14 protein-coding genes are annotated in these 18,729 nt (G+C 69.7%); 9 read left to right on the forward strand and 5 right to left on the reverse strand.

Translation table 11 applies throughout. The annotated features are described in order from the left end of the window. Positions 1–8: 8 nt before the first annotated feature. Both guaB and AB0E94_RS20540 read left to right on the forward strand, forming a co-directional pair. The gene (guaB, locus tag AB0E94_RS20535) at positions 9–1,496 is read left to right on the forward strand and encodes an IMP dehydrogenase (protein ID WP_360328365.1); all 1,488 of its coding nucleotides are present in this window, start codon (positions 9–11) and stop codon (positions 1,494–1,496) included. 27 nt (positions 1,497–1,523) lie between these two features. After that, positions 1,524–2,642: a GuaB3 family IMP dehydrogenase-related protein gene (locus AB0E94_RS20540; protein WP_360328367.1), complete on the forward strand. Its 1,119-nt coding sequence runs from the start codon at positions 1,524–1,526 to the stop codon at positions 2,640–2,642. 253 nt (positions 2,643–2,895) lie between these two features. On the opposite strand, the gene AB0E94_RS20545 is transcribed toward AB0E94_RS20540, so the two are convergent. Beyond that, positions 2,896–4,287, reverse strand: a complete 1,392-nt coding sequence (locus tag AB0E94_RS20545) for a M1 family metallopeptidase (protein WP_360328369.1) — start codon at positions 4,285–4,287, stop codon at positions 2,896–2,898. A 19-nt stretch (positions 4,288–4,306) separates the two neighbouring features. Continuing rightward, positions 4,307–5,407, reverse strand: a complete 1,101-nt coding sequence (locus AB0E94_RS20550) for an LCP family protein (protein ID WP_360328371.1) — start codon at positions 5,405–5,407, stop codon at positions 4,307–4,309. 129 nt (positions 5,408–5,536) lie between these two features. Here AB0E94_RS20550 and AB0E94_RS20555 point away from each other — a divergent pair, with 129 nt between their 5' ends. The 5 genes from AB0E94_RS20555 (at position 5,537) to AB0E94_RS20575 (ending at position 12,085) form a co-directional block, all read left to right on the forward strand. Then, complete coding sequence (locus AB0E94_RS20555; RefSeq protein WP_360328373.1) at positions 5,537–7,366, forward strand: S8 family serine peptidase; 1,830 nt, start codon at positions 5,537–5,539, stop codon at positions 7,364–7,366. 37 nt (positions 7,367–7,403) lie between these two features. After that, positions 7,404–8,951 carry a glutamine-hydrolyzing GMP synthase gene (guaA, locus tag AB0E94_RS20560; protein ID WP_360328375.1) on the forward strand — a complete coding sequence of 516 codons (1,548 nt, stop codon included), beginning with the start codon at positions 7,404–7,406 and terminating at the stop codon, positions 8,949–8,951. Positions 8,952–9,082: 131 nt separating this feature from the next. After that, positions 9,083–10,030: an NUDIX hydrolase gene (locus tag AB0E94_RS20565; RefSeq protein ID WP_360328377.1), complete on the forward strand. Its 948-nt coding sequence runs from the start codon at positions 9,083–9,085 to the stop codon at positions 10,028–10,030. A 5-nt stretch (positions 10,031–10,035) separates the two neighbouring features. Then, positions 10,036–10,929 carry an NUDIX domain-containing protein gene (locus AB0E94_RS20570; protein ID WP_360328379.1) on the forward strand — a complete coding sequence of 298 codons (894 nt, stop codon included), beginning with the start codon at positions 10,036–10,038 and terminating at the stop codon, positions 10,927–10,929. 265 nt (positions 10,930–11,194) lie between these two features. Continuing rightward, complete coding sequence (locus AB0E94_RS20575) at positions 11,195–12,085, forward strand: CDP-alcohol phosphatidyltransferase family protein (RefSeq protein ID WP_360328464.1); 891 nt, start codon at positions 11,195–11,197, stop codon at positions 12,083–12,085. A gap of 1,479 nt (positions 12,086–13,564) precedes the next feature. Here AB0E94_RS20575 and AB0E94_RS20580 read toward each other — a convergent pair. From AB0E94_RS20580 to AB0E94_RS20590, 3 genes are all read right to left on the reverse strand, one after another. Continuing rightward, positions 13,565–14,812, reverse strand: coding sequence for a phosphatidylserine decarboxylase (locus tag AB0E94_RS20580; RefSeq protein ID WP_360328381.1), 1,248 nt, complete (start codon positions 14,810–14,812; stop codon positions 13,565–13,567). Positions 14,813–14,910: 98 nt separating this feature from the next. Then, positions 14,911–15,255: a phage holin family protein gene (locus AB0E94_RS20585; protein WP_360328383.1), complete on the reverse strand. Its 345-nt coding sequence runs from the start codon at positions 15,253–15,255 to the stop codon at positions 14,911–14,913. Further along, positions 15,252–16,613, reverse strand: a complete 1,362-nt coding sequence (locus tag AB0E94_RS20590) for a PspC domain-containing protein (RefSeq protein WP_360328385.1) — start codon at positions 16,611–16,613, stop codon at positions 15,252–15,254. Before AB0E94_RS20590 ends, AB0E94_RS20585 begins: the two co-directional genes overlap by 4 nt. Before the next feature lie 132 nt (positions 16,614–16,745). Here AB0E94_RS20590 and AB0E94_RS20595 point away from each other — a divergent pair, with 132 nt between their 5' ends. Together AB0E94_RS20595 and AB0E94_RS20600 are read left to right on the forward strand one after the other, a co-directional pair. Continuing rightward, a complete protein-coding gene (locus AB0E94_RS20595; protein WP_360328387.1) occupies positions 16,746–18,005 on the forward strand; it encodes a PspC domain-containing protein in 1,260 nt (419 codons plus the stop codon). Beyond that, on the forward strand, positions 18,002–18,670 hold the full coding sequence (locus tag AB0E94_RS20600) for a response regulator transcription factor (RefSeq protein ID WP_317788608.1): 669 nt from the start codon (positions 18,002–18,004) through the stop codon (positions 18,668–18,670). Before AB0E94_RS20595 ends, AB0E94_RS20600 begins: the two co-directional genes overlap by 4 nt. Positions 18,671–18,729: the final 59 nt, after the last annotated feature.

The raw sequence follows: 18,729 nt of genomic DNA on the forward strand, positions 1-18,729 counted from the left end.
AATGATCTGTGGAAACTGACAGCGCTCGCACCGTTCCTCTCGGCCTCACGTTCGACGATGTGCTGTTGCAGCCAGGCGAATCGGACGTGGTGCCCAGCCGGGTGAACACGGTCACGCGCCTGACCCGTAACGTCGAGCTCACGATCCCGCTGCTGTCCGCGGCGATGGACACGGTGACCGAGGCGCGCATGGCGATCGCCATGGCGCGTGAGGGCGGCATCGGCGTGCTGCACCGCAATCTCTCCGCGGAGGACCAGGCGGCCCAGGTCGACCTGGTGAAGCGGTCCGAGTCGGGCATGATCACCAACCCGATCACCTGTAGCCCGGACGACACGCTCGGCCAGGTCGACGCCCTGTGCGCGAAATACCGCATCTCCGGCGTCCCGGTCGTCGACGCCGGCGGCAAGCTCGTCGGCATAGTGACCAACCGTGACATGCGTTTCGTCACCGACGGCGACACCAAGGTCCGCGACGTGATGACCAAGTCGCCGCTGATCACCGCCCCGGTCGGGGTGAGCAAGACCGACGCCCTCGACCTGCTGCGCCGCCACAAGGTGGAGAAACTGCCGCTCGTCGACGAGCAGGGCCGGCTGCGCGGGCTGATCACCGTGAAGGACTTCACGAAATCCGAGCAGTATCCGGACGCGACGAAGGACGAGCAGGGCCGCCTGCGGGTCGCCGCCGCGGTCGGGGTCGGCGACGATTCGTACAAGCGGGCCCGCGGCCTGATCGACGCCGGCGTCGACGTGATCATCGTGGACACCTCGCACGGTCACCAGCGCCAGGTGCTCGACATGATCGCCCGGCTCAAGAAGGACACCGTCACCGACATCGTCGGCGGCAACGTGGCCACCTACGCCGGCGCCAAGGCGATGGTCGAGGCCGGCGCCGACGCGGTGAAGGTGGGTGTCGGCCCGGGTGCGATCTGCACCACCCGGATCGTCGCGGGCGTGGGTGTGCCGCAGATCACGGCGATCATGGAGGCGGCGCGGGCGTGCAAGCCGGCCGGGGTTCCGGTGATCGGTGACGGGGGAATTCAGTACAGCGGTGACATCGCCAAGGCTCTGGTCGCCGGCGCCAACGCGGTGATGCTCGGTGGTCTGCTGGCCGGCTCGGAGGAGAGCCCCGGCGAGCTGATCTTCGTGAACGGCAAGCAGTACAAGTCGTACCGGGGGATGGGCTCGCTCGGCGCCATGCAGTCCCGGGGCCAGGCCAAGTCCTACTCGAAGGACCGCTACTTCCAGCACGACGTGCCGGAGGAGAAGCTGGTTCCGGAGGGTGTCGAGGGCCAGGTGCCCTACCGTGGCCCGCTCTCCCGGGTGGTGGCCCAGCTGGTCGGCGGTGTCCGGCTGGCGATGGGTTACGCGGGCGCCGAGACGATCCCCGACCTCCAGGAGCGCGGTCAGCTCATCCGGATCACGGCGGCCGGCCTCAAGGAGAGCCACCCGCACGACATCCAGATGACCGTCGAAGCCCCCAACTACCACTCGCGGTAACTCCGCACTGATAAGGATTGACAGGCCATGCGTGACGTCGTGGAGATCGGCCTCGGTAAGACCGCCCAGCGCGGCTACCACCTGGACGACATCGCCATCGTTCCGAGCCGTCGTACCCGCGACGTCGACGACGTGTCGACCGAGTGGAAGCTCGACGCGTACCCCTTCAAGATCCCCTGCGTCGCGCACCCGTCGGACGCCACCCAGAGCCCGGACTCGGTGATCGCCCTGGGCCGCCTCGGCGGCCTGGGCGTGCTCAACGCTGAGGGCCTCTGGACGCGTTACGAGGACCCCACCAAGATCCTCGAAGAGCTGGCCTCACTCGACGAGGACGCCGACGCCACCCGGCGTCTGCAGGAGGTCTACGCCGAGCCGATCAAGCCGGAGCTGATCGCCGAGCGGGTCCGTGAGATCCGTGCGTCAGGCGTCACCACGGCGGTCCGGGTGTCGCCGCAGCACACCCTGGCCCTCGCGCCCGTCGTGCTGGACGCCGGCGTCGACCTGCTGGTCATCCAGGGCACCCTGGTGTCGGCCGAGCACGTGTCCACGACGGACGAGCCGCTCAACCTCAAGGAGTTCATCGCCGACCTGGACCTGCCGGTCATCGTCGGCGGCTGCACCGACTACAAGACGGCGCTGCACCTGATGCGGACCGGGGCGGCCGGCGTCATCGTCGGTGTCGGCGCCGACGAGTGGTCCACGACCGACACCGTCCTCGGCATCCGGGTGCCGATGGCCACCGCGATCGCCGACGCCGCGGCCGCCCGCCGCGACTACCTGGACGAGACCGGTGGCCGTTATGTGCACCTGATCGCCGACGGCGGCATCGCCACCAGCGGTGACATCGCCAAGGCGATCGGCTGCGGCGCCGACGCGGTCATGCTCGGCGAACCGCTATCCCTCGCCGAGGGCGCCCCGGCCGGCGGTGCGTGGTGGCACTCGGCGGCGTCGCACCCGGCGCTGCCGCGCGGCGGTTTCTGCATCGCCGGCGAGCCGGACGGCACCCTGGAAGAGGTTCTCTACGGTCCGGCCAACAGCGCCAACGGCCAGCTGAACCTCTTCGGTGGCCTGAAGCGGGCGATGGCCAAGTGCGGCTACCGCGACGTCAAGGAGTTCCAGAAGGTCTCCCTGGTCCTGGACCACTGACCAGCCGGCAGCGACGAACGGCGGGCCGAAAGCCCGCCGTTCGCCATTCCCGCGTGCCCACCTGCGGTCCGATTCGCGCCGCAGTTCGGCACGCAGCGGGCCGCGCCGGTTCGCGTGGTGATGTGTGGTCAGGATTGCGCCGCAGGTCGGCACGTAGCGGGAGTGGGCAACCAGCCCGGCGGTCGCGTTTCGGTCTGGTGCCGGGACTGCGTTGCGGGGACAGCCACGGGACCCTTCGTAGGTCGTACCAAAGTCAGGGTTTTGGCGGTTTGGTCGTCGCGGTGAGCCAGGCGTTGAAGAACGGGGTCAGATCGCGGCCCGCCGCGGCGGATGCCGCCTTGATGAACTGGTCGGTGGTGACGTTGCCGTCGCGGTGTTCGGCGGTCCAGGATTTGACCAGTTCGAAGAAGGCCTCGTCGCCGAGTGTCTTGCGCAGCGCGTGGACGGTCATGCCGCCGCGCTGGTAGACGGCGTTGCCGAAGAGGCGTTTCGGGGTCGGGTCGCCGGGCGCCTCGGACCAGTTGAAGCCGCTGTAGCGCCGATCGAAGATCTGCTGCGCGGTCTGGGCGCCGGTGTGTTCCGACCAGAGCCACTCGGCGTAGGTCGCGAAGCCCTCGTTGAGCCAGATGTCCTGCCAGCGGGCGAGCGCGACGCTGTCGCCGAACCACTGGTGGGCGAGCTCGTGCGCGACGACCCCGGTGTTCTCGCCGGTGAGGAAGAACGTGTTGCCGTAGACCGGGCGGGACTGCGTCTCCAGGGCGTAGCGGATCCGCTCCTCGTCGACGACGACCCCGCCGTTGGCGGCGAACGGGTACGGCCCGAACTGTGTCTCCAGGAAGTCGGTGATCTCACCGGTCCGGGCCAGCGATTCGGCGGCCGGTCCGTCGGCGGGCATCGACTCGGGGACCGCGATGACCATCGGGCGGCCGGCATGGGTGCTCTCGGTGATCCGGTACTGCCCGATCACCACGGTGGCGAGATAGCTGGCCATCGGCGACGACTCGGTCCAGCGCCAGGTGGTCCGGCCGTCCGCGGTCTCCTTCGGGCCGGGGACGCCGTTGCTGATCACCTCGACGCCGTCCGGCACGGTCATCGCGAGCTGGAACGTCGCCTTGTCCGACGGGTGGTCGTTGACCGGGAACCAGGTGCTCGCCGACTCCGGCTGGCCGAGCGCGACCGCGCCGCCGCTGTCGCCGTCGCGCAGCCAGCCACTGGTGCCGAGCGTGTCGTTCCTGGTCGGCCCGGGTGTGCCGCCGTAGTCGACGACGACGGTGAAGCCGGTGCCCTTCGGAATGCCGGCGGCCGGGGTGATCACCAGCTCGGCCGCCTCGGTGGTCGAGGCGGCGGCCGTGCCGTCCACAGTGACCTTGGTGACACCGAGGCCGTCCAGGTCGAGGTTGAACCGGGACAGGTCCTGGGTGGCGGTCGCGGTGATGGTCGCGGTGCCCTCCAGCCGGCCTGCCGACGGGTCGTAGCGCAGCGCCAGGTCGTAACCGCCGACGTCGTAGCCGCCGTTCCCGTACTTCGGGTAATACGGGTCGCCGGCGCCGTCGGCTCCGGGCGTGAAGACCGGGAGCGGGACAGGGGCGGGGGTGGAGGAGCACCCCGCCAGCAGCAGAACCAGCCCGTACTTCCAGACCCTCATGCCTTCGAGGGTACGTCCATCACTTGTCGACCAGTTTGGGGTGTGCTGCGAGGTATGCGCGGTGGGTGCCCTTGGCGAGCGCCTTGACGAACCCGCGGCCCTCCTCCTTGAGCTGCTCACCGAGGTATCCGCCACCGCTGCCGACACCCGCGCCGGGCAGCGTCACCGTGGTGATCTTGTCGGGGCTGAGGTCGCGGAGCGCGTAGGCGTACTCGAACGGGGTACGCCCGCCCACGTAGACCAGCGACTTGCCGAGCGCGTTGATCACCGAGCCGAGCTTCGCCGGGTCGCTCAGCCCCTGGGTCAGCGCCTTGGCCAGGATCGCCTCGACCATCTGCCGCTGGTGCCGCTGCCTGTCGTAGTCGCCGTTGGGCAGCCCGTACCGCTGCCGGGCGTAGTCGATCGCCTGCCAGCCGACCAGGTGCCGGGTGCCGGGCTGGTAGGTGGCCTGCGGTCCGATGTAGTCGCCGCCGGAGAGGGTCCGCATCGAACCGTCCGGTTTGCGGTGCCGCGACTTCACCTTCTGGTCGATCTTCATGTCGATGCCGCCGAGCTGGTCGACCAGCTTGTCCAGGCCACCGAAATTGAGGATCGCGCCGCCGTGGAAGGTCTTGATCCCGGTATACGCACTGAGAGTTTTCGTGAGCAGTTCGTAACCCTGCTCGACGCTTTTCTTCTCCGAACCCGGAATCCGGGAGCCCCGGCTCATCGCCTCGGTGATCTTGTGTTTTCCACCGCCGAAACCCGACTTCTGGTACGCCGGAATGTCCACCCGCAGGTCCCGGGGCAGCGAATACAGATAGGCGGACCGCAGATCCGCCTCCACGTGCAACAGCATGATCGTGTCGGCGTGCGGCTCCCAGTCGGGGATGCTCACCCGGGTGTCGACGCCGATCAGCACCAGATCGAGCGGTCCCTTGATGTCCGCGCCGGGCGACGGCGCGGGCGACGCCGACACGCTCGGCGCGCTGCTGGGAAGCGGGACGACACTGGCCGATACGACAGGTGCGGCAGCCGGTTCGGACGAGCCCCGGCCCACCGCGATGGCGACGCCGATTCCGACGATCAGGGCCAATGCGACGCCGGCCACGATCGACCAGGTGATCTTGCTGTTCCGCATAGCGCGAACCATAAATGACATCGCGGTAACGCTCAATGCCGTGGGCTATTGCCGAATTCAAGATCACCGGTACGCTGGCTCGGCGATTCGCCGGTCCGCGGCGGTCGCCTACGGGGAGGCAGTCCGAGAATGAATTCCACTCGACGGCGGGTCATCGTTGGCCTCGCCGCCGTCACTGCGCTGACCGCCGGGGTCGTCCTGGCCCCGGTCGCGGGCGCGTCGGTGACCGGTTCCGCCCGCGCACTTCCGGTGCGTCTCCTGGTCGGCCTGCGCTCCGGCGTGGCCGCCGACGTCACTCTGCCCAGCCTCCAGCGCCTCGGCCTGCCGACGGCCGACGGCGACAGCACCACCCGCCGCCTGCTCGGTGAGATCCGGGCCAAGGCGATCGAGGTGCCCAGCGCCCGCGCGGCCGCCGTGACCGCGGCGCTCAAGGCCGACCCGAACGTCGAGTACGTTCAGGTCGACCCGCAGGTCGAGAAGGCCGATGTGACGCCGAACGACCCGCTGTTCACGCAGAAGCGCCAGCCCGAGCTGGCGCAGATGAACGTGCCGGCGGCCTGGGACACCACGACCGGCTCGGCGGTGACCGTCGCGGTCGTGGACACCGGCGTGAACGCGGTCGGCGACCTGTCCGGCAAGGTCCTGTCCGGATACGACTTCCACAACAACGACGGGTACCCGAGCGACGACGAGGGTCACGGCACCATGGTGTCCTCGCTGATCGCCGCCACGCCGAACAACGGCGTGGGCATGGCCGGCGTCTGTGCCCAATGCAAGATCCTGCCGGTGAAGGTGCTCGGCGCGAGCGGGTTCGGGTACCACTCGAACATCGCCAAGGGCATCATCTACGCCGCCCAGAAGGGCGCGAAGATCATCAACCTGTCGCTCGGCGGTTACGACACCTCCGCCGTGCTCCAGGACGCGGTGGCCTACGCCAACGGCAAGGGCGCCCTGGTGGTCGCGGCGGCCGGCAACGAGAACACCAGCCAGAAGAGCTACCCGGCGGCGTACGCGGACGTGCTCGCCGTCGGCGCGACCGACACCCGCAGCACGAACGGCCGGGCGCGTGCCGAGTTCTCCAACTTCGGCAGCTGGGTGGACGTCGCGGCTCCCGGCATCACCGCGGCCATGAGGTCCAACGGCACCTACTGCTACGACGACCCGATCTCCTGCTGGGTCTACTGGACCGACCCGGAGACCGGCCAGCTGATGGACGACTACGAGGTCCAGGGCACGTCCTTCTCGGCGCCGCTGGTGTCCGGTGTGGCCGCGCTGGTGGCCTCGGCGCACCCGAACTACTCGGGTGGTGGCCTGCGCTACGCGATCACCAACTCGGGCCGCCGGGACAACACCTGGACCCAGTTCGGCTCGGTCGACGCGGTCCGCGCGATCAACACCGGCAGCGACACCAAGGCGCCGACCGCCACCGGCTACTGGCCGTCGGCGAACGCCAAGGTCCGCGGCAACGTCACGATGAGCCTGTACGGGCTGACCGACGACTGGTCCGGCATCCGCAACGTGAACCTCTACGTCGACGGCAAGTGGCACAACTGGGACTACGTCGCCCCGTTCACCCCGGTCCTCAAGACCGGCACCCGTAACGGCGCGATGAAGGTCCAGCTGCTCGTCTACGACAAGGCCGGTAACCACCTGTGGCTCCCGGCCCGCTGGTACACCGCCGACAACCTGGCGCCGACCGTGTCGATCACCAAGGCCCCGGCCAACAAGGCCAAGGTCAAGGGCACGGTGAAGGTGTACGCGAAGGCGTCCGACAAGTCCGGGATCAGCAAGGTCGAGCTGATCGTGAACGGGAAGGTCGTGGCGACCGACCGGACAGCGAGCTACCTGCTCAGCTTCAAGGTCGCGAGCCAGAAGAAGACGATGAAGGTCCGGATCCGGGCGTACGACATGGCGGGCAACGTGAGGTACACGACGATCCGCACGTACTACCGAGCCTGACAAGTTCGGGGTGCTCACCCGTCGGTAAACTCGCCGGGTGAGTACCCCGCGTCCCGTTCTCGTCGTCGACTTCGGCGCCCAGTACGCTCAGTTGATCGCCCGCCGGGTCCGCGAGGCCCGTGTCTACTCCGAGATCGTCCCGCACTCGATGCCGGTGGCCGAGATGCTGGCGAAAAATCCCGCCGCGATCATCCTTTCCGGTGGCCCCTCCAGCGTCTACGAGCCGGGTGCGCCCACGCTCGACGCCGGTTTGTTCGACAGTGACGTCCCGGTCTTCGGCATCTGCTACGGCTTCCAGGCGATGGCCCAGGCGCTCGGCGGCACGGTGGCCCACACCGGCTCCCGGGAGTATGGCCGGACCGTGCTCTCGGTCGAGGGCGGCACGCTTCTCCGCGAGCTCCCCGCCGACCTGCCGGTCTGGATGAGCCACGGCGACAGCGTCGCGGTCGCCCCGTCCGGGTTCGCGGTCACCGCCTCCACCCCCGGCGCTCCGGTCGCGGCCTTCGAGGATCTTGCGTCGAAGCGGGCCGGTGTGCAGTTCCACCCCGAGGTGGCGCACACCGAGCAAGGCCAGGAGATGCTGAAGCGCTTCCTGTACGACATCGCCGGCATCGAGCCCACCTGGACGCCCGGCAACATCATCGAGGACCAGGTCGCTGCCATCCGTGCCCAGGTCGGCGACAAGCAGGTGCTCTGCGCGCTCTCCGGCGGTGTCGACTCGGCGGTCGCCGCGGCCCTGGTCCAGAAGGCGATCGGTGACCAGCTCACCTGCGTTTTCGTCGACCACGGTCTGCTGCGGTCGGGCGAGGCTGAGCAGGTCGAGAAGGACTACGTCGCCGTGACCGGCGTCCGGCTCGTCGTGAAGAGCGTCGAGGAGCAGTTCCTGGGTCACCTGGCCGGAGTGACCGACCCGGAGCAGAAACGCAAGATCATCGGCCGGGAGTTCATCCGCACCTTCGAGGCGGCCGCCCGTGAGCTCGACGCCGAGCGCCACATCGAGTTCCTCGTGCAGGGCACGCTCTACCCCGACGTGGTGGAGTCCGGCGGTGGCACCGGCACGGCCAACATCAAGTCGCACCACAACGTCGGCGGTCTTCCCGACGATCTCCAGTTCTCGCTGATCGAGCCGCTGCGGACCCTGTTCAAGGACGAGGTCCGGGCGATCGGCAAGGAGCTCGGCCTGCCCGACGAGATCGTGCAGCGGCACCCGTTCCCCGGCCCGGGTCTTGCGATCCGGATCATCGGCGCGGTGGACCGGGAGCGGCTGGACATTCTTCGCCAGGCCGACCTGATCGCCCGCGAGGAGCTCACCGCGGCCGGCCTCGACCGCAGCGTCTGGCAGTTCCCGGTGGTGCTGCTGGCCGACGTGCGCAGCGTGGGTGTGCAGGGTGACGGCCGGACCTACGGGCACCCGGTGGTGCTGCGGCCGGTGTCGTCCGAGGACGCCATGACCGCTGACTGGTCGCGTCTGCCGTATGACCTGATCGCCAAGATCTCGAACCGGATCACCAACGAGGTCCGGGAGATCAACCGGGTCGTGCTGGACGTCACGAGCAAGCCCCCGGGCACCATCGAGTGGGAGTGACGGTCAGTAGTGGATCAATCGCCCAGTGCGGCGTAACCTGCCCTGAGCTGCGATTACTCACCGCTATCCCACTGTCAGGAATTTGACAGTAGTTCTTGAGAGGTAACAAATCGCGGGCAGAATTGCGGCCCGTGACCCCCGCACTTGAACCGCTCCGCCGGATCGCCGCCTACGCCGTCGCCCGCGACGGCGAAGGCCGCGTGCTCCTGGTCCGGGCATCGTCCAAATCCGGCACCCCCGGAGTCTGGTCGCTGCCCGGCGGCGCCGTCGACCACGGCGAAGACCCCAACCACACCGTCGTCCGCGAGACCGCGGCGGAGACCGGCCTCTCCGTCGCCGTCTCGGGGCTGCACGACGTGCTCGCCGACATGCGCTCGATGCCGCACCGCGGCGTCACCATCCACACCGACCGGCTGATCTACTCGGTGTCGGTGCGCGGCGGCAACCTGATCGACCGGGTCGGCCACAACACCGACCTGGCCCGCTGGCACACCCTCGAAGAGGCCGAGAGGCTGAAACTCCGGCCGTTCACCGCGGCCGCGCTCGGGCTCTCCGCCGACGCCGGCGACCTGCGGCCCGAGGAAGCGCCGGTCTTCCCGTCCTTCTACGCCTACGAAGGACCGGACGGCCTGCACCGGGCACAGCGCTTCGCGGCCTACGCGATCGCCACCGACCCGCACGAGAACCTGCTGCTCACCCGGATCTCCGACGGCTACCCCGGCGCCGGCTGCTGGCACCTGCCCGGCGGCGGCACCGACTACGGCGAACAGCCCGGCACCGCGCTGATCCGTGAGCTCGTCGAAGAGACCGGCCAGGAAGGCCACCTCGTCGAACTGCTCGGCGTGGCCAGCCACCGCGACGCCGCCTCGCTCGGCCCCGAGGGCTACCCGATCGACTGGCACGGCGTCCGGGCCTTCTACCGGGTCGTAGTGGACAAGCCGACCGAGGTCACCATCCACGACGTCGGCGGCTCCACCTCCGAGGCGCGATGGATGCCGCTCACCGAGGTCGCGGCGCTCGGCCCCGACCAGATCACCGAGGTGACGGCCGATGCTCTCCGGGCGGCGAAGCTAATCTAGAGCAGGTGAAGATCAAGAGACGGGCTGCGGCGTACGGGGTGAGCCGCTCCGCCGACGGCGGTGTGCTGCTCACCCGCGGATCGGACGCCAGCGCGTTCCCAGGCGTCTGGTCCCTGCCCGGCGGCGGCATCGACCACGGCGAGCACCCGGATGACACGGTCGTCCGGGAGTTCGCCGAGGAGACCGGCCTCACCGTCCGGATCGCCGGAGTGCGGACCGTCCTCGCCGACCTGGCCCGCCTGCCGGACGGCACGATCGAGCACACCGACCGGATCATCTACGACGTAGAGGTGACCGGCGGCGAGCTGACCCCCGAGACAGCCGGCACCAGCGACCTCGTCGCCTGGGTCGCCCCGGCCGACGTGGCCGCCCAGCCCCTGCTGCCGTTCACCGCCGGGGTGCTCGGCGTCAGCTTCGAACCCGCCGACCTGGGCGACGGCCCCTTCGGCGAGCCCGAGCGGTCCGGCCCGGTGCAGCGCTTCGGAGCCTACGGCCTGGCCACCGACCCGAGTGGGCGAATCCTGCTGACCCGCATCGCGGACGGCTACCCCGGCGGCGGCTTCTGGCACCTGGCCGGCGGCGGCACCGACTTCGGCGAGACCCCCGAGCGTGCCCTCGCCCGCGAACTCTACGAAGAGACGTCCCAGCGGGGACTGATCACCGGGCTGGTCGGGGTCTCCCATCGGTACGACCCGGCCGCTGTCGGACCCGAGGGAGTGCCCCTCCAATGGCACGTGATCCGGGTCGTCTACCAGGTCACGGTGCCCGAACCGACCGACGCCGCGGTCACCGAGGCGGCCGGCGGATCGACCGCGGAAGCCGCCTGGTTCACCCCTGAGCAGGCCCGCAACCTTTCCCTCACCGAGCTGACCCGGGATGCGCTGGGCCGGACGGGCTAAAATCGAAACTCGGAAGGTTGAGGACGTGTCCGTCGATCCGCTCGGGGAATGAAACCGTCAGGTCTCGCGGTTGAACCTCTGGATCGTTCGACCTCTCGCCAAGGCCGTCCGGCTGTGCGATGGTGTAACCCGCAATTTCGCCGGGCTCGCGAGTCCCCGGCGGAACAACCGAACTCCATGGAGGAAGCACGTGCCGAGTACCCCTTGGCGCCGGCGTCGATCGACGGATAGTCCCCGTCCCGCCGGGCGTCGTTGGGCAGGCCGGCTGCGCCGGGGCGGAAGTCTCGCCCGGCAAGCCCTGATGGTTCGGGTGGGCCGCCGCTCCGCCGAAACCGGGCGGGCCGCAACCGCGACCCGGGCCGAGGTGCTGCACATCGGTTCCGACCCGGTGCGGACTCTCTCCATTCCCGCGCCGGGGGTTCCTGTGGACGTTTCCGTCGCCGGGCCAGACCCGGCGCCGGCTTCCATTCCCCTGCTTCCCGGTGAGCGCACCATGTCCCGCCGTGCGAGCTTCGCGCTCGTCAACGCCTGCACCCTGTCCAGCCTCGGCCTGGGCCTCCTGGCGATCTTCCTGGCCATGGACGGTCAGGTGCAGATCGCCGCGGCCTGCCTGGTCGCCTGCGTCGTCTTTGACGGCCTGGACGGCGCGCTCGCCCGCAAGCTCGGCGTGGCCAGCCCGTTCGGCGCACAGATGGACTCGCTGGCCGACATGTGCTCGTTCGGCCTCGCCGCGCCCGTCGTGGTCTACGCCTCGCTGGCCGACCAGGTCCCGCAGGCTGCCGCCGCCATCGCGACCGCCCTGGTCGCCGGTTGCGCCGCGATCCGGCTCGCCCGGTTCAACGTCTCACCCAAGGACGGCCGGTTCTTCTGCGGCGTCCCCACCACGATGGCGGCCGCGGTCCTCGCCCTCACCGTGCTGATCGGCCTGCCGCTGCCCGGCATGGTCCAGCTCGCCGGCGTGACGCTGCTCGCCTTCGCGATGGTGTCCAGCTTCCCGTATGCGAAGCTCGCCCGCCTGCTGAAACTCCCGCCGTGGCTGTGGCTGCTCCCGATCGTCGGCGCGCTGCTCCAGCCCCGCATGACGTTCGTGCTGATCGTCGCGGCCTACCTGGTCAGCGGCCCGATCCTGTGGATGCGCACCCGCCGCACCGCCTGATCCCAGCGCCCGTCAGAAGGCCGTCTCCCGTTGGGGAGGCGGCCTTCCGCTTTCCCCTGCCGCCGCGCACGCCAGACCTTGCACGGCAACAACACCCAGGACGCTTCTTCGCGGCTTTCGCCGCCTCCGGGGTCAAACCCTCAGCTGTGCGATGTCCTACCGCTGAGCCTTCGGGCAATCGCACCGGTCACGCAGGCGGCTGCATCATCGCCCCGAGGTTCGGAATTTCGTATTTGCGGAGAAATCGCCCTCGTTCGGCTTTGTGGATCTTGCACGCTTCTCCACGCTCGACTTTCGTACTTTCTGGTTCCCCTTCGCCGCACGCGGTGTTCCGGCGTCGGCGAGGCCCGTCATCCCGCATCTCCTCCACCGGCTGGGCAGGTCTGAACCGTGCACCGCAAGATCTACTTTCGCGTGGGTGCCGTACCGGGTGCGGTCTCCTTGGGGTTGCGCGGCCGGGCTCGTGGAGGTTGCTGCGACGACGGGAGCACACGTTGGCGTTACGTGTGCCGACGTCTTCGCTGGGGCGTGGATGAACGCACGCGATCGGCCCAGTGCGTGCGCCTACCTTTGTCGGGGCGACGATGAGCGATCACGATCGGCCAACGTGTGCGCTGACCACCGCCACCGCCACCGCCGCCGCCATCGCCGGAACAGGGAACGCGGACGAGTCCTCGCCGGCGGATCCTGCCGCAGCGATGGATCTTGCGTCACTGTTGGCCGGCATGCAGTCGCAATACTGCCGGGGCTGAAGTCCGCGACCGGTGTGATCTGCGGAGGCGGGGCCGGGCAGCGGTTCACAAAGTGCGAAAGTCGAGTCCACGCTGGCCGCAATCTTGCACGATTTTTCACGTCTGGGTGTGGTTTATCGTGCAAGATCCACTGCGCCGGGGAGACCTTGCAACGTTCTTCTCGTTGGGGTGTGGAAAAGGCTGCAAGATCGGCGCGGGTCTGAAAAGTCGTGCAAGATCCACGGGCGGCGAGCCGTAGGCGCCCGAGTCGTTGCCGCCCGAACCGTTGCCGCCCGAACCGTTGCCGCCTGAACCGTTGCCGCCCGAGCCGCTGCCGTCTGAGCCGTTGGTGCCCGAGCCGCTGTCGGCCGAGCCGCTGTCGGCCGAATCGTTGTCGGCCGAATCGTTGCCGGCCGAATCGTTGCCGGCCGAATCGTTGGCGACCGAATCGTTGCCGGTGGAGGCGTTGTGGCCGCGGAGACGTCATCTGTCTGAGGACTGTCCTTCTCGAAGTGAGGTGGCCTCGCAGAAGGCTCCCAGGCGTGAAGAGCTGCGCAAGATCGCTGCCGAGGTGGGGAACCGTGCAAGATCTACGAGAGATCGCCGCTCGGCGGAAACCTGCAAGATTCACATGGCTGCGGGTTGCGCTGGGGCCTCGCGGGATCACTCGCAGCCTTGAACGTTTGGGCGTTGAGACGCTGAAGCGGCCGTGGGGTGGCCACGGCCGCTTCGCAATTCGTGCCGAATGTCAGTTTTTGAAGCGGGCAATCACCGTGGAGCCGCCCACCACGCGCTCGCCGACGGAGACCAGGGATTCCGCGCGGTCGGCGGGCAGGTAGACGTCGGTGCGGGAGCCGAAACGGATCAGGCCGTAGCGCTCGCCCTTCGCCAAGAGGGTGCCGACCGGCGCCCGCTGGACGATGCGGCGGGCGATCAGGCCGGTCCGCTGGGCGATCGCGACCGTGCCGTGCTCGGTGTCGAGGACCGTGTAGGCCGCCACGTTGTGCTCGGCCGCCGCGGTCGCCGCGTTGGCGTAGCCGCCCTCCTCGACGAAGTAGTCGGCGACCCGGCCGGCCACCGGCGCCCGGTTGACGTGGACGTCGAAGACGGAGAGGAAGACCGCGATCCGGAGGAACTCGTCAGGACCGAAGCGCTCGTCGCGCATCCGCTCGACCGAGAGGACCTTGCCGTCGGCGGCCGAGGTGATCGCCGTCGGGTCGCTGGGGACATCCCGCTCCGGGTCGCGGAAGAATGCCGCGACCGGGCCCGCGAGCAGGGCCGGGACCAGCCAGAGCTTCGACTGCGGCCGGGCGCGGCGGGTCAGGGCGGCCAGGCCGAGCGCGATGCCGGCGGCGGCGACGCCGTTGGAGTCGATGTGCATGGTGCGGGTCACCGGCACGCTCGACGTGCGGAAGGCGGGGGCCAGTTTCGCCGCGGTGGACACCTCGGCCGGGCTGAACCGCAGCTTGTGCACCCGCAGCGGCGGCTGGTTGCGGACCACCAGGTCGGAGCCGACACCGAACAGGGCGCCCTGCCGGAACAGCTCGGCGGCGGCGCCCTGGGTGCGGCCCGGGCCGGCCGGGGCGGCCAGCGACAGGACGGCACCGTCGGCCAGGTACTTGCCGAGCTGGTCGATCAGGCTGCGGGCCTCCTCGGCGGTGCCGGTCAGCGGCTCGCCGACGATCACCACATCGGCGGGCTGGGCCTCGTCGAGGGATTCCACGACTTTCACCCGGTCGGCGACCCAGCTGCCGAGGCCGGTGATGTGGCCACGGAGCAGATCGGTGCTGCTGTTGGCGCCGGGAACAAGGACGAGGGTGTCACTCGGAAGCAGAGCCTCGACGGCTGCGGCCACCACGGCCGAAGCGTGGTCGGCGCCGACCAGCAGTGCGGACGTGGCCGCGTTCTGCCGGGCGAACTCGGCGGTCAGGACACGGGCGGCCCGGTCACCCACGCCGGGGACGGGCGCCACGGAAACGGTCGGAAACGCGGTCATTAACCGAGCATATTGCCCCGCCCACGGGTGGTCGTCCCGTGGGCGGGGTCGCGAGAGTCTCACCGAATCTTTTCGACCCGGCATCATGTTGAAGAACCTCAATCCCGGCGCGGGCGGTCGGTGGACTGCTGCTCCCGGGCGAACCTGTCGGCCGGGTCGTCGAGCAGCTCCTGCACGATCTCGGCGTGCATCTCGGGTGGCAGGTCACCGTGCGTCTCGACGGTCGCGGTGGCCGGGACCGGGGTGGGCGGCAGGTCGCGGCGGCCCGAGCGGATCGCCCCGAGCAGGCCGACCACCCCGAAGAAGATGAGCCCGCCGGCCACGATCCAGCCGACCGCCGGCAGCTCGAGTGTGATCACCTGGGAGACCGCCCACCAGAGCGGGATCAGCAGGAAGATCAGGCCGAAGGTCAGCGACACCCCGTCCATCCGGTGCGGCTTCATCGGATCACCTCCACGTTTCCGGCTTCGAGACGGATGTCCAGGTTCAGCGTGCCGCCGCCGGCGCCGTCCGAGCCGAGGTCGGTGGCCTGGCGGTACGAACTGTCGGCGAACTCCTCGTTGAAGAGCACCAGCCGGCCGCCCTCGACGCCCGCTTCGACAGTGGCGTCGACCTTGCCCGGCAGCAGCACCTTGAGCTGGCCCAGCTTCATGTCGATCGCGATGGTCTGGGTCTGCCCGGTGAAGTCGATCTGGCGCAGGTCGAGGGTGACGTTGCCGACGTCGAACTGGTAGCTGTCGGCGACCGCGGTCAGCGTGGTCGGCCGGTAGACGCTGGGCGCCCAGTCACGGCCGAACCGCTCCAGCCCGGACGACACCCCCAGCGCGAAGCTCAGCACGATGGCCAGCGCGATCAGCCCGCGGGCCCGGCCGAACCAGGCGCCGACGATCAGACCGAGCGCGGTGGTGGCAAGAGCCGCCGCGAAGTAGGCGGGGATGTCCACATCCACACCGCTCATGTCGACGGCGCCGATCAGGCCGGTGACCATGACGACGGCGAAGAACGTGAGCCGGCCCAGGATCGGCCGCTCCTTAGGCGGTTTCGGCGGGCGGGGCGGCGCCGGCGGAGCGGGCGGCGGCGGGGTCGGCCCGGCGAACGGCCCGTGCGGCGCGAACGGCGGCCGGAAACCGCCGGCCGGCGGGGGCGGCGGAGCGGGCGGGGTGTACGCCGGAGGCGCACTCACCTGTTCGCCGGACGGTGCGGCCGCGGGCGCCGCCACGAACGCCACCGTCGGCTCCTCGGTGCCCGGCGCCGGCGCGGCAGGTGGTGCGCCGGGCGGCGGCGGGGTGGCCGGGGAGTAGGGTAGACCGCCTCTTTTGACCAGCAGGAACGCGCCCAGGATCACCGCCGCGGCGAGCACGACGGCCTGCGCGCCGGTGTTGACGATGAAGGCGAAGGTGATCAGCGCGGCCCCGCCGAGCAGCACCACCGAGAGCGGCTGCATGCCGGACCGGCCCTTGCCGAGCAGCGACTCGACGGGCGACGCGGTGTCGCCCTCGGACGGCATGATCAGCCAGCCGATCAGATAGAGCAGGACACCGCTGCCGCCGAGGACGGCCAGCACGCCGAGCAGGACCCGCCACAGGATCGGGTCGGTGTTGGTCGCCCGGGCCACTGCGCCGCAGACGCCCGCCACGTATCGCCCCTGCCGGGGACGGATCAGCTGCTGACGGGCCCAGGCCGCGGAGGCCGTGGCGACCCAGGGTGGAACGTTGGATCCGGGCGGGAAGCCGCCGCCGGGCTGGTCGGAAGGCGCCTGGTCATCCTTCTTGGGACCGGCACCGGACGGTTCGTCGTTCATGCTCTCGATCCTGCTCGCCCGGCGACCCCAGCCGCTTCCGGCGCCGACCCTGAGGCCACCCTGAGATATCCGGCCCGAGTACCCGGGATGTTCCCCGTGGCCCGGTCTTGCGCCACGTGTGACGATCGGAGGGTGAGTACCGCTGCCGCACCACCGCCGCGCCGGCTGTACCGGCCACGCGATCACCGCATCGTGGCCGGGGTCGCCGCCGGTCTGGCGCGCCACCTCGGCGTGCCGGTGCTGGCTGTCCGGATCACGCTGGTCGTCCTGCTCGGTTTCAACGCCCTCGGCCTGCTGCTCTACGCGGCCTACTGGGCGGTCCTGCCGCAGGAGGCGCGCAACCAGGAGGAGCCGGCCCGCCGTGATCTGGGCAAGCTGATGCCGTTCGCGGCGATCGGCATGGGCGTGATCCTGTTGCAGGCCCAGCTCTTCGAGGACCAGGGGGCCACCACGGCCGGCTGGATGATCGCGGTGATCGCGGTCGGCGCCGGGGTGATCTGGCACCAGTCGGACCCGAGCCGTCGTGACGCGCAGTCGGAGAATCTCGCGTCCACCCCGTGGTTCACGGCGATGGTGTCGGAGACCGACAGGCGCTCGTTCGTCTTCCGGTTCATCGGCGGCGGCATCCTGGTCGCCGTCGGCATCATCGGCGTGGTGGCGGTCTATTCGCCGACCGACTCGTTCTCCGCCGTGATCAACGGTGTGATCTTCGCCTTCGTCGGTCTGCTCGGCGTCGGTGTGGTGGTCGCGCCACTGGTCTGGCGCACGTTCGGCCAGCTGCGCGCCGAGCGTGAGGGCCGCATCCGCGAGCAGGAGCGGGCCGAGCTGGCCGCCATGATCCATGACCAGGTGCTGCACACGCTCGCCCTGATCCAGCGCAACTCCACCGACATCAAGGAGGTGCAGCGCCTGGCCCGGGGGCAGGAGCGCAGCCTCCGCAACTGGCTCTACAAGCCGACCGCCTCGCCGACCGAGCGGTTCGCCGCCGCGCTGGAGCAGGCCGCCGCCGAGGTGGAGGACACCTACGCGATCACCGTGGAGACGGTCGTGGTCGGTGACACCCAGTGCGACGAGCGGGTGGCGGCACTCGTCGCGGCGGGGCGGGAGGCGCTCGTCAACGCGGCCCGGCACGCGGGCGTGCAGACGGTTTCGCTCTACGCCGAGGTGGAGGAGGATGAGTTGAGCGTCTTCGTCCGGGACCGCGGCGCCGGCTTCGATCTCAGCGGCGTGGCGGACACCCGGCACGGGGTGCGGGGGTCGATCATCGGGCGCATGCAGCGTCACGGTGGGCGGGCCGAGATCCGCAGCGCCCCCGGAGACGGTACGGAGGTGCGGCTGATGCTTCCCGTGTCGCGGGAGAGTGTGACCGCTGGTAAGGAGTCTGTGCGATGAGCGAGCCCGTGACCGAGCCGGAGGCCCGTCGGCTCAATGTCTTCCTGGTCGACGACCACGCGATGTTCCGCGCCGGGGTGCGCGCCGAGCTGGGCGTGCACGTCGACGTGGTGGGGGAGGCGAGCACGGTGAGCGAGGCGATCAGCCGGATCGCCGCGGTCCAGCCGGATGTGGTGCTGCTCGACGTGCACATGCCGGATGGCGGCGGCCGGGCGGTGCTGGAGTCGGTGCGCCGTTCCCACCCGCAGGTCAAGTTCCTGGCCCTGTCGGTGTCCGACGCGGCGGAGGATGTGATCGGTCTCATCCGGGCCGGCGCCCGTGGCTATGTGACCAAGACGATCTCGCCGGACGAGCTGGCCGCCGCGGTGCGCCGGGTGGCCGACGGCGACGCGGTGTTCAGCCCGCGGCTGGCCGGGTTCGTGCTCGACGCGTTCGCCTCCCGGCCCGACGTGCCGGTGGCCGACCCCGAGCTGGACCAGCTGACCAACCGCGAGCGTGAGGTTCTGCGGCTGCTCGCGCGGGGGTATGCGTACAAGGAGATCGCCAAGGAGTTGTTCATCTCCATCAAGACCGTCGAGACGCACGTTTCGAACGTTCTGCGTAAATTGCAGATGAGCAACCGTTACGAACTGTCACGATGGGCAGCCGATCGGCGTCTGGTCTGACCCTTCCGGGCAGGTTTCTTGAGAGTTTTTCAGATAGGCTGCGCTCCGTGCTGCGCTGG

It is taken from the genome of Actinoplanes sp. NPDC026670, assembly GCF_040638175.1.
Lineage (GTDB): Bacteria > Actinomycetota > Actinomycetes > Mycobacteriales > Micromonosporaceae > Actinoplanes.

Bases quoted from the DNA above. Each gene is read 5' to 3' on its own strand.
- AB0E94_RS20590 (WP_360328385.1), bottom strand. From the start codon at position 16,613: ATGAACGACGAACCGTCCGGTGCCGGTCCCAAGAAGGATGACCAGGCG.
- AB0E94_RS20600 (WP_317788608.1), top strand. From the start codon at position 18,002: ATGAGCGAGCCCGTGACCGAGCCGGAGGCCCGTCGGCTCAATGTCTTC.
- AB0E94_RS20585 (WP_360328383.1), bottom strand. From the start codon at position 15,255: ATGAAGCCGCACCGGATGGACGGGGTGTCGCTGACCTTCGGCCTGATC.
- AB0E94_RS20555 (WP_360328373.1), top strand. From the start codon at position 5,537: ATGAATTCCACTCGACGGCGGGTCATCGTTGGCCTCGCCGCCGTCACT.
- AB0E94_RS20550 (WP_360328371.1), bottom strand. From the start codon at position 5,407: ATGCGGAACAGCAAGATCACCTGGTCGATCGTGGCCGGCGTCGCATTG.
- AB0E94_RS20545 (WP_360328369.1), bottom strand. From the start codon at position 4,287: ATGAGGGTCTGGAAGTACGGGCTGGTTCTGCTGCTGGCGGGGTGCTCC.
- AB0E94_RS20580 (WP_360328381.1), bottom strand. From the start codon at position 14,812: ATGACCGCGTTTCCGACCGTTTCCGTGGCGCCCGTCCCCGGCGTGGGT.
- AB0E94_RS20540 (WP_360328367.1), top strand. From the start codon at position 1,524: ATGCGTGACGTCGTGGAGATCGGCCTCGGTAAGACCGCCCAGCGCGGC.